The organism is Streptomyces sp. NPDC058469, assembly GCF_042721125.1.
Classification (GTDB): domain Bacteria; phylum Actinomycetota; class Actinomycetes; order Streptomycetales; family Streptomycetaceae; genus Streptomyces.
Genome location: NZ_JBHXME010000016.1, coordinates 84835 through 95270 on the forward strand (window position 1 = coordinate 84835; position 10436 = coordinate 95270).

Here is a 10436-nt window from a genome sequence, read left to right on the forward strand (position 1 = left end):
TGGCCGCAGTCGTCACCGAGTGGGATGGCGAACCCACCGACCAGGAGAACGAGAGCGTCGGGGACGGGCGTCGGTATCCACTCGACCGGTTCCCCGACGGGCTGTTCACCCCCCGGCGCCCGGTGCCTCCCCGCACGGCGCCCCAGCCTCCCCATCGGTCACACGCCCGCCGAGTTCACTCCCTTCGCCGCTGCCCGGAGTCTGACGACCATCGGGGTGCAGTAAGGCACCGGAACCGGCCCCGCCCCTCACGATCGGAGAACAGATGGAATCCCCCCGCGACTCTGCCGACTCAGCCGGCACCGCGATGACGGCCGCCGCGTACGGAGCCTCCCGGGCCACCCTGTGGACCGGCGTGTCCGTGCTCATCACCGACACGGCCGACCGCATCCTGCTCCAGCGCGTCACTTACCGCACGACACGGCTGTTGCCCGGCGGCGGAGTGGACACCGAGGAAGCCCCCGCCTCGGCCGCTGCTCGCGAGGTCCTGGAGGAACTCGGCGTCCGCCTGCCGATCAGCCGGGCCCTGGCTGTGGACTGGGTCCCGTCCACCACACCCGGCTTCGACCCCGACGCATGCTTCCCCGGCGAGATCATCTACGTCTTCGACGGCGGTACCTGGGACAGCGAACAGATCGCCGCGATCCGCCCGCGCCAAGGCGAGATCGAAGGCGTCGACTTCGTCGACCCCGCCGACCTCCCTGCCCTGATGGCGCCCGGGAACGCCCGCCGCGCCCTGGCCGCCTTCCACGCCCGCGACACCGACGGCGCGGTGGTACTGGAAGACGGCCGCCCCATCACACCGCCGCCATCCGCTTCCTGACCTGCCAGCCCAGGTCAACTCACCGTCTGTGAAAGGAACTTCGCGTTGCTGAAGATAGGCAACTACAACGCCTTCAAGCTCCGCCTCGACGGCCTCGGCTCCGATGCCTGGAACGACCGCGTCGCTGCCGTGCGCGAGCTGGACCCAGATCTTCTCGGTGTCCAGGAGATCGTGGTCGATGCCCCGAACACCCCGCGTGAACAGTGGGACGCCGTAGCCGCCGATACGGTGAAAGCGTTCGCCGACGACTGCGGACTGACCGCCAAAATCACCCCCACCGCCGGGTATCCGCACGGCATGGCGATGGCCGCCGACGGCCACCCCCACCGAGCCTGGTACACGGCCGCGTTGTGGAAGCCAGGTACAGCCTGCTACGTCCCGGACAGCTACCGGCCGCTGGGCGTTCCGGATTTCTGGCACGGACTGACCACGGCGGCCTTCGACATCGGCGCCCCCGAGCCCCTCACCCTGGTCGTGTACCAGGGTGATCCCTTCCGCCCGGACTGGCGTTTCCAGGAGGCGCTTCGGATCAAGGGCCTGCTGCGCCGCACCGGAGGGGTAAAGCCCGCCGTCGTGGTCGGTGATTTCAATGCCTTGTCCGCCGTCCAAGTGCCAGGACCATACGGGACGTTGGACTACTACGACGCCGAGGTGTACGCGACCCAGGGCCACGACGATCTCGAATCCCAGGTGCAGGAAGGCACCATCGGCGGCACGCAGCTCGCGGACCGGCGTCAGACCGAAATGCTGCTGCGCAACGGCTATATGGTCGACGCGGCTGCCCATCTGGGCGCTCCGTGGCAGGCGACGGTCGGTCATTGGGCGGACGGACAGGGCGATCCCGATCCCTGGGGCGAGCGCAGGATCGACTTGATCCTCGTATCCCGCCCGGTCGCGCCCGCCCTGACGGCGTACGGCGTGCTGGACAGCGCGGCGGCGCTGGCCGGATCCGACCACCGGATCATCTGGGCGACCGTCGATCCCGCTCTGATCGCAGTTGAGGCGGGTGGCCGGTGAGGCAGTTCCTGACTCCGGAGCGGCTGTGGGCCGGTGCGAACGCGCCGGACGAGGACCGGGTCACGCCGCACGTGCTGTGGCTGCCGCACGATCAACCACACGTGCTGTCCTACTTCGCCCGCTTCCGTGAAACGTTGGCCCCCTACCGGGATTTCATCACGCCGGTCGCCGAGCCCGACCTACACATGACGATCCAGAAGATCGAGCCCCACGACGGCGACGGACGGCGCATCGACGCTGAGTGCCTGTTGCGTGCCGCGCCGGCCGTCCAGGAGGCACTCGCCGCTGCGGCACCGATCAGGATCGAGATCGGACCGCCCCGCGCGTCCGCGTCCGCAGCCCTCGCCGATGTGTGGCCCGAGGACGAACTGCACCAGCTCTACCGGAGCGTACGGGCCGGGCTCGAATCAGCCGGACTCGCCCTGCCCAGGCCCGCCGACTGGTTCTGGGGCCACATGACCGGAGGCTACGGCCTCAAAGACACCAGCACGCCCGATCTGGCGGCGCGTTCGGACCGCCTCGCCTCCGAACTCGGCCGTGCCCTTCGCCCCGGCGCCCGCGTCGCGGCCACCGTCTCCTCCCTGTGGCTGGTCCTGGAACGGCAGGACCCCGTTGCGAACACCTACACCTTCGACCGCGTGCAGGAGATTCACCTGGGCCGCACCGAACCAGGACAAGGATCATGAAAGCGTTCACGCCGACCTTCCGAGGCCAGGACTGGACATCCGGAGCCGGAGCACTCCATCTCTACATCCGGCCCGAACCAGTAGACACACAGTTCTACGACCTCACCGCGGTGTAGGTTCGCATTTCGCGTGACCCTTTCTCATTGACGATGGCCCTCGTCCGACCCAAGGGACAACGCGGTGAGACGCACTCCTGTCTGATCCTTCACTCGTCGTAGTGCTGTTCCCGGTCTCGTTCTATGCAGCGTCCCCTCCTGCTTGATCGTGGAGATGTCGCAGCTGGTCGAGACCGGGAGCTCCGCGCCCCGCTCTTGCTGCTCGGGGGTGGGGTATGTCGCGTGTGATCGGCGAAGTCTCGATGAGTCTCCGCCGTACGGACGGGAAGATCGACGAGGACCTGGTCTGGTCGACGACGGGCATCGACGTCTTCGAGCCCTCGATTCCTTGGCGTACGTTCCGCTGGCGAGAGGGCCAGAAGCACTACTCCGGCCTGTACTGGTCGTCAACCATGCGCGACCACGTCGTCTACGAGTCACGGCTTGAGCTGACACGACTGCTCTACGCGGACTTCGACCAGGACGTGACGGGCGTCTTCGCCCAGCCGTTCTTGCTGTCCACCACCGTCGACGGCCGTCGGCGCCGCCACGTGCCCGACTTCCTGGTGATGCGCGAGAAGGACGTTCCGCTGGTTGTGGACGTCAAACCGCGGCACCGGCTGACCCGCCCGAAGGTGAACTTCGCGCTCGGCTGGGCCCGCGAGGTCGTTCTGTCGCGCGGCTGGGATTTCCAGGTGTGGTCCGAGCCGCCCGAAGCTGAACTGGCGAACCTGCGGTTCCTCGCGGGCTATCGCCGCGACTGGCTCTTCGACGAGGACCTGCTCGCGGAGATCCGGGCGACAGATCTGTACGGGGCGACGCTGGGCGAGGCGTTTCATGCCTTCCCCCGTCACCCGGACTGGCGGGTGAGGGCCGCGGTGCTGCGGCTGTTGTGGTGCCAGCACTTTGTGACGGACCTGACGGAGCCGCTGTCCGAGCGCCACATGCTGCGCCAGGGCCCGGCCACGGTGGCTGGCGCTGGCAGACGCGACCTGCCCCGCCCCATCGAGGAGCCCGAGGACGAATCCGCACTCGACGCGGAGCAGATCGAGCAGATCTGTCGGATCACGAGGTCGGGGTCTCATGGAGGAGGACATGTGACCGGAGCCGCTGTACGTGTCGGGGTGGGCACGAGGCTGAAGTACGACGGCGAAGTCGTCGTGGTAGAGGAGATGTTCGGCTCGGCGGCCGGTAACGAGGTGCTGGTCCGTGACGGGCCGGGTCGCAGGTTCCGTCTGTCGCTGCGCGAGGTGCTCGCCTCGGGCCGGGCCCGGGTCATCGCGACCGGGCCGGGGCCGGAATCGGACGACGACCGCGAGACAGCCTCGGTGCTGTTCGCTCTGCTCAGCGAGGAGGAACTTGCCGAGGTCCGGGAGCGGGCCGCCCATATCAATGAGGTCCTGACCGGCTTCCGCTCGGGCAGCGACGAAGTCGCGGAGCCGGGCGAGCCCCGGCCGCAGTACGCGATTACGGTGCCCAAGCTGAAGCGGTACGAGGCGAAGGCCACCGAGTTGGGCGTGAGCGTACGCACCATCAAGCGGTGGGTGCGCGCCTTCCTCACCGACCGGGAAGCCGGGCTCGTACGCGGCGGCCCGGATCGTGGGAGCGGCGACATGGGAGGGCTGGGCCGGGCCGACGTGCGATGGGTCGAGATGGCCCTGGAGATCATGGCCGAGCACGGGAAGGACTCGAAGCCGACCCGTGGGAAGGTGATTCGCTCCGTCGGCCCGCGCCTGGAGGCCCGCTACGGCGAAGGAGAGGTGAAGCTGCCCGGTCGCGCGACGGCATACCGGTGGCTCGAGGAGCTGGAGCGGCGGCTGCCGACCTTCCGGCTGAGTACGAAGCGCAACCGGGACATCGCCACCCGGCCGCCGGGCGCGTACGGGAAGCTGCGGCCCACGCGGCCGGGCGAGTACCTGCTGATGGACACCACGCGCCTGGACGTCTTCGCCATGGACCCGATCACGATGAAGTGGGTCCAGGCCGAACTGACGGTCGCGATGGACTGGTACGACCGGTGCGTGTGCGGGATCAGGGTGACCCCGGTGTCCACGTCGTCCATCGACGTCGCGGCCGTGATGTTCCAGACCTTCCGCCCCCGCCCCGCCGGCAAGGACTGGCCAGCGCACGCCGTGTGGCCTGACCACGGCATTCCCCGCACGGTGTTCGTCGAGCGGAAGGCACTCGACCCGGACGAGGAGGAGCCGGAGGAAGCCAAGAAGGGCGGTGTCGCCTCTCCGGCTCTGGTGCCGGAGACGATCGTCGTCGACCACGGCAAACCCTTCGTCTCGGAGCACATCACCTCCGTCTGTCAGCGTCTGGGCCTGTCCATTCAGCCGGCCCGTCTGCGAACGGGCCGGGATAAAGGGCCGATTGAAAGATTTTTTAAGACCGTGCGCGAGGGGCTGCTGGAGTCGCTGCCCGGCTACAAGGGCCCGGACCTGTTCTCGCGGGGTGAGCGGCCGGAGGAGCAGGCGTTCTTCTTCCTCCACGAGTTGGAAGCGATCATCCGCGAATGGGTGGCCTGCACGTATCACCACAGGCCGCACAGGGGGCTCATCGACGTGCACGTACCGGGGCTGAAGCTGTCGCCTGCGGCGATGTTCGAGCACGGCATCGCCCGGGCCGGCTACATCGAGGTGCCCCGCGATCCGGCGCTCGGCTTCGAGTTCCTCAAGACCGAGTGGAAGCCGACCCACCACTACGGCGTCGAGATCCGCAAGTGCCGCTACAACGGCGACGGGCTGGACGGCTACCGGGGCGGGACCAGCCCGTACACCGGGCCGAAGGCCAAGGGGCTGTGGCCCGTGCAGGTCGACCCCGACAACGTCAACTACATCTACTTCCGCCGCCCGGACACCCGCCGCTGGCACACCCTGGAGTGGGAGCACGCCCCGGCGCAGAAGTTCCCGATCAGCCAGGGGGCCATCGAGATCGCCCGGAAGATCGCGGGCGAGAAGTACCCGTTCCCCGATGACGAGACCGCGGTCGCCGAACTGCTCGACCGCTGGCACCTGGGGCTCGGGCTGACGATGACCGAGCGCCGTCTGGCGCTGCGCCAGGCCCGAGAGGAGTCCGCCTTCGACCTCCCGGGAACCGTCGAGGACGACGTGCGCATGCTGCCGTCCGTCGCGCGGATCCTCGCCACCAACGCCGACGTCGAGGAGGACGACGCAGAGGAGCCGGAGGCGGTGGAGGCCGAGCCGTATGAGGGCCTGCTGCCCGGTGATGACGACAAGGAAGACGAACTCGACGGTCCCGAGGACGACGGGGACTTCTACGCCGATGCTCTGGAGGACGCATGATGCAGCCCCGCCCCGAGACCCCGCCGCTGGACAACCTCACGCTCTCGCGTAAAGAGGGGCTGCGGGCCCTGGCCGAGGCGCCGAAGCGGCAGCCGCCGGAGCAGCTCACACTCAAGCAGAAGGCGCTTTTGAGCGAGGCGGCGTTGCTGGAGTACGAGCAGGGCCGCAGTATCTGGCACGCCAACCTGGGGCCGATCGGCACACCTCAACTCACGGCGCTGCACGAGGACTTGTGGGACATCCTCGCGAGCAATCAGCAGGACGGCGACAAAGCGAAGGGCGCCGTGGCGGTGGACGCCTTCCCCGGACTCGGCAAGACCACCGCGGTGCTGGACTTCGCGTTGAAGTACCACCGGCAGGTGATCGAGCGGGAGGGGGCGCTCACCGCCGCCGGACACGAGCGGTGGCCGGTCTGCCGGGTCGGACTGACCAGCAACATCGGCATGAAGGAGTTCAACCGGTCACTGCTGGAGTACTACGCGCACCCCGGCCGCAAGAGCGGCACCGCCGCGCTCTTCGCTCAGCGCGCCCTGGACTGCGTCTTGGAATGTGAGACGCGCATCTTGGTAATCGACGATCTGCACTTCCTCAAGTGGCATGACCGCAACGGGACCGAGGTCAGCAACCACTTCAAGTACATCGCGAACGAGTTCCCCGTCACGATCATCTTCATCGGTGTCGAACTGGGCAACCGCGGCCTGTACTCCGAGGCCAACTCCCGCGGCAACATCACCCTCGCCCAGACCGCGCGCCGCACCACGCCGCTGACCATGGCGCCGTTCGTCGTCACCAACGACAAGCACCGCAGTGAATGGCGCGGCATGCTGCTCGCCCTGGAGAAGCGGATCGTGCTGTGCCGGAAGTTTCCCGGCATGCTCGCCGACGAGCTGTCCGACTACCTCTACATCCGCACCACCGGGCACATCGGCTCGCTGATGACGCTGATCAACCGTGGCTGTCAGCGTGCCGCCCGCACCGGCGCCGAGCTCCTGGATGAGGAACTCCTCGACCAGGTCAAGCTGGACGCGGCGGCGGAGCGGGCGCGTAAGGCGCTCGCGAAGAAGTTCGACCGCGGGCGGATGACGACAAAGCCTCGCTCCCGTGCAGCGAAGGCGGGGAAGACGGCTGCGTGAGAGGAGTCCGGTCGCTGCCGCTGCGGCTTGCCCCGGTGCCCGGCGAGGCCCTCGATTCCTGGCTCGAGGCCCTCGCCGCGCGACTACGCACGCCCATGGGGGAACTGCTGACCGAGGTGGGCCTGATCGAGGAGCACAGGCCGCCGGGGCACCAGCTGCCCATTCGTGCCCCCTGGCTCGTCCTGCTGCCTCCGCTCGAAGCTGGCCGCTTGAGCGTCACGACCGGCCTCGCCCCGGAAACGCTTCGCGCGATGACGCTGGAGAACTACGACCAGCGGGCCCTGGTCGTCGACCGCGACAAGCAAGCAGTGCACCGCACCCGCAACTGGCGACGCAGTGCCGGAAGCGGCTCACGGTATTGCCCCGACTGCCTCGCCGAGAGCGGCGGCCGGTGGCAGCTGTCCTGGAGGTTCGGCTGGTCCTACGCCTGCCTGACGCACCGCCGGCTGCTGGCCGACGCCTGCCCGCAGTGCGCGGGACCCCAGCGCCCCCGCCGGCACCCCGACACCGAGATCCCCGCCCCGGGCTTGTGTGATCGTCCCGGCCCCAGGCCGGAGAGCGGACCTCGGCCTCGCTGCGGGTATCCGCTGCACTCGACCAAGACCCTCCGCTTCGAGGCTGACCATCCGGCTCTGCGCGCACAACGGGACCTCGTCGACACCGTCACCACCGGGGTCGGCTCGTTCGGCGTCTACCGGCACGCACCCCCGCCCGCCCTCGATGTCCTGGCGGACGTGAAGGGCCTGGGCCGGCGCGTGCTGTTCGTCGTGTCCGGTGACCGGCTCGCCCAGCTCCTGCCTGCTGATCTCCTGCCTTACGCGTCCACGTCAGCCGGCGTCGACGCCGTGGGGCGTGCAGTCCCCGGCAGTGCTGGTGCCACGGCCGCGACCGTCACCGCGGCATGGAGCATCCTGGGGCAGGCCGACGTTGAGCGGGCGGCGCCGCCGATGCGGCTCCTGCTGGACGCCGCGGTGGAACGCGGCAACTTCATCAGCCCCACGGTGTCCCGCGTCTGGGCGCGGTACTCCAGCCCGTGGCTGCAGACCGTGCACGTGGCCGCTGTCGGGCCAACCCTTCGTTCGGTGGACCAACTGCGTTACCGCTCGGCCGCCGCCCGGCCCGGCAGCCCGTCGGCCAGTGCGGAGACGGTGGCCCGCCGGGCGGCCAAGACCCCCGCGGTGCTGTGGCCGCGCTGGGAGGCCCGTCTTGATCCACCCGCCCAGGTGCGCAAACACCTGGGCACCGCATTGTCGGCCGCGTTGATGCTGGTGGACAGCCGGGCCGAGCTCGCCCCCGTGATCTCCCGGCACCTGGGCGGTCTGATCGACCAGCCCATCGCCACGCAAGCGTTGCAGGCCCTGCGGGCGGCCCCGCAGTGGCGCGACATCCAGGCGGCACTGATCCGCCTGGCCGAGTACCTCGACAGCCGCGACGTCCCGATCGACTACACGAGGCGCCGCCGCCTCGACTACACAGACCTGCTGTCCCAGGACGAGTGGGTGAGGGCGTGCGAGCGGGCCGTCCAATCGCCGGGGAACGGCGGGCGCTATCCCGTCGCCCGATGCCTGCTGTTCGAGCGGGTCAGCGGGCTGCCCGGCAGCCGCATGCCTCAACTCCCGCCTCAGACCGTGTCCTTCAGAAGTGCCCGCAACCGATTCCCTTATCTGCTGACCCCGGAGCTCCTCGCCGAACTCGACCAGGCCGGAAGGGCGTTCCTCGGCCGCCGGGGAATCGACGAGGAACCGCTGGTCTGGGAGCCGCCCGCCGAACTGCTGGACGGCCTCGACCTTCCACGCGCCGATCCTGAACGCCTTGACCTCGCTGACCTGCACCACCGGGTCCGGGCCGGGCAAGCTCCGCAGCACATCGCCCGACATCTCGGCGCCGATCCGCGCACGCTGCGTTTCGTCCTCACCGAGCACCCGGCGCCCGGTCCACGTGCCCCCAAACCACGGTCCGGCCGCCCAAAACCACGCCAGCCACGCAAAGGATCATCGAGCAGGCGGCTTCCCACCGCCCTGCAGATCGCCCGGAAGCAGCTGCCCCGGAACGTTCTCGAGAAGCTCTACGTCAACCGGCACGGGACCTTCCTGGAGATCGCCGAGCAACGCGGGCTCGACCGCAAGCAGGTGGCCCGGCTCGTCGACGAGTACGGCCTGCCCCGCCACCCCAACCTTCCCCGCCAGGCCGACGGCACCCGCGGCCCCAAGGAACTGCTCGACCGCGCCTGGCTTCACGGGCAGTACGTCGAGCAGAACCGGTCCTTCAAGGACATCGGCAAAGAGCTGGGCGTCACGGCGGCCACCGTGTCGCGCTGGGCCAAGCATCACAACATCCCCCGGCAGAACAACCGGCACCTCAGCCGCCCCGACCTCGACGTCGAGACGATCCCTGCGCTCTTGCGCCCGGTGCTCGGCAACAACTACCAGCTGCGCCGGCTCCGTACGTTCCTTCAGGTCGCCGGATACCGCACCCTCTCCGAGGCGTGCGCGGCACGCGGCCTGCCCACGCACAGCGTCACCATGCATCTGCTGCGTCTGGAGGAGGAGATCGGCGGCCCGCTACTGGTGCGGCCCACGAAGAACCGGCCGATGGAGCCCACCGACCTCGGACACCAGGTCCTTGCCGCCGCCCTGCCCCTGGCCCGGCAACTCGGACTGCCCGCCACTACGGCTCAAGCGGCGCGGCCTCCCGTGCGGACGAATCACCGGCGAAGGCCCCGGACAACCGCCGCCGCGGCAGCGAGGCTGGCTGGCCTGCCCGCTCTGCTGCGGCCGGCGGCAGGAGCCAAAGGCGGACAGCGGCGACTGCGCCGCTTCCTGGAAGCCGTCCGCTACCCCACCCTGACGGCGTTCGCCCGCGACGCGGACCTCGATCCGGGCACGGTGACCCTGCAGATCCGCACGCTGGAACGGGACCTGGACGGCCAGCTCCTGGTCCGCGGCGGAGTCAAACACGCGATGCAGCTCACCGGCCTGGGCAAGAAGGTCGTGGCCGCCGCGCAGCCGTACACCGACCAGCTCGGTGATCTCCACGGACCCCGCCACAAACCGAAGGCCCTCAGGTCGGCGGAGCTGTGATACCCCGCGGGCGTGACCGGCGGTAAATCTGGGCGATCTCCCTGCGCGGGCCGCGAGGAATCTGGATCATGAGAGGCGTGGAGGACTGGGCTGTCTGCAATGACCCTGACGAACTGCGTATCCGTCTTGATGTGGCTCTGCAGGAGAACGCGGAGCTCCGCGAGGAACTCGCTCAGGTCAAGGCCGAGAACGTGCACCTACGTGCGCGCCTGGGCAAGACCGCCCCGGCGGTGCCCGCGGCGCTGCCGCCCGTGGCCGACCCCGTCCCCGCCCAGCCCGCCGTCGGTGCCGGCGGGC

At 69.3% G+C, this 10436-nt stretch carries 7 protein-coding genes; all 7 read left to right on the forward strand.

Going from position 1 to position 10436, the window contains the following annotated elements; genetic code table 11:
• Nucleotides 1-265: 265 nt before the first annotated feature.
• Entirely contained in the window at nucleotides 266-823 is a 558-nt protein-coding gene (locus tag ACFWP5_RS11320; protein ID WP_384153810.1) for an NUDIX domain-containing protein, read from the forward strand.
• A 45-nt stretch (nucleotides 824-868) separates the two neighbouring features.
• Nucleotides 869-1840 carry an endonuclease/exonuclease/phosphatase family protein gene (locus ACFWP5_RS11325; protein ID WP_384153813.1) on the forward strand — a complete coding sequence of 324 codons (972 nt, stop codon included), beginning with the start codon at nucleotides 869-871 and terminating at the stop codon, nucleotides 1838-1840.
• On the forward strand, nucleotides 1837-2526 hold the full coding sequence (locus ACFWP5_RS11330) for a 2'-5' RNA ligase family protein (RefSeq protein WP_384153816.1): 690 nt from the start codon (nucleotides 1837-1839) through the stop codon (nucleotides 2524-2526). Before ACFWP5_RS11325 ends, ACFWP5_RS11330 begins: the two co-directional genes overlap by 4 nt.
• A gap of 331 nt (nucleotides 2527-2857) precedes the next feature.
• Nucleotides 2858-5926 carry a TnsA-like heteromeric transposase endonuclease subunit gene (locus tag ACFWP5_RS11335; RefSeq protein WP_384153818.1) on the forward strand — a complete coding sequence of 1023 codons (3069 nt, stop codon included), beginning with the start codon at nucleotides 2858-2860 and terminating at the stop codon, nucleotides 5924-5926.
• Complete coding sequence (locus tag ACFWP5_RS11340; RefSeq protein ID WP_384153820.1) at nucleotides 5923-7059, forward strand: TniB family NTP-binding protein; 1137 nt, start codon at nucleotides 5923-5925, stop codon at nucleotides 7057-7059. The genes ACFWP5_RS11335 and ACFWP5_RS11340 overlap by 4 nt, the downstream gene beginning before the upstream one ends.
• Nucleotides 7056-10139 carry a TniQ family protein gene (locus ACFWP5_RS11345; protein WP_384153822.1) on the forward strand — a complete coding sequence of 1028 codons (3084 nt, stop codon included), beginning with the start codon at nucleotides 7056-7058 and terminating at the stop codon, nucleotides 10137-10139. Before ACFWP5_RS11340 ends, ACFWP5_RS11345 begins: the two co-directional genes overlap by 4 nt.
• Nucleotides 10140-10207: 68 nt before the next feature.
• On the forward strand, nucleotides 10208-10436 hold a 229-nt coding region (locus ACFWP5_RS11350; RefSeq protein ID WP_384153824.1), incomplete at its 3' end, for a hypothetical protein.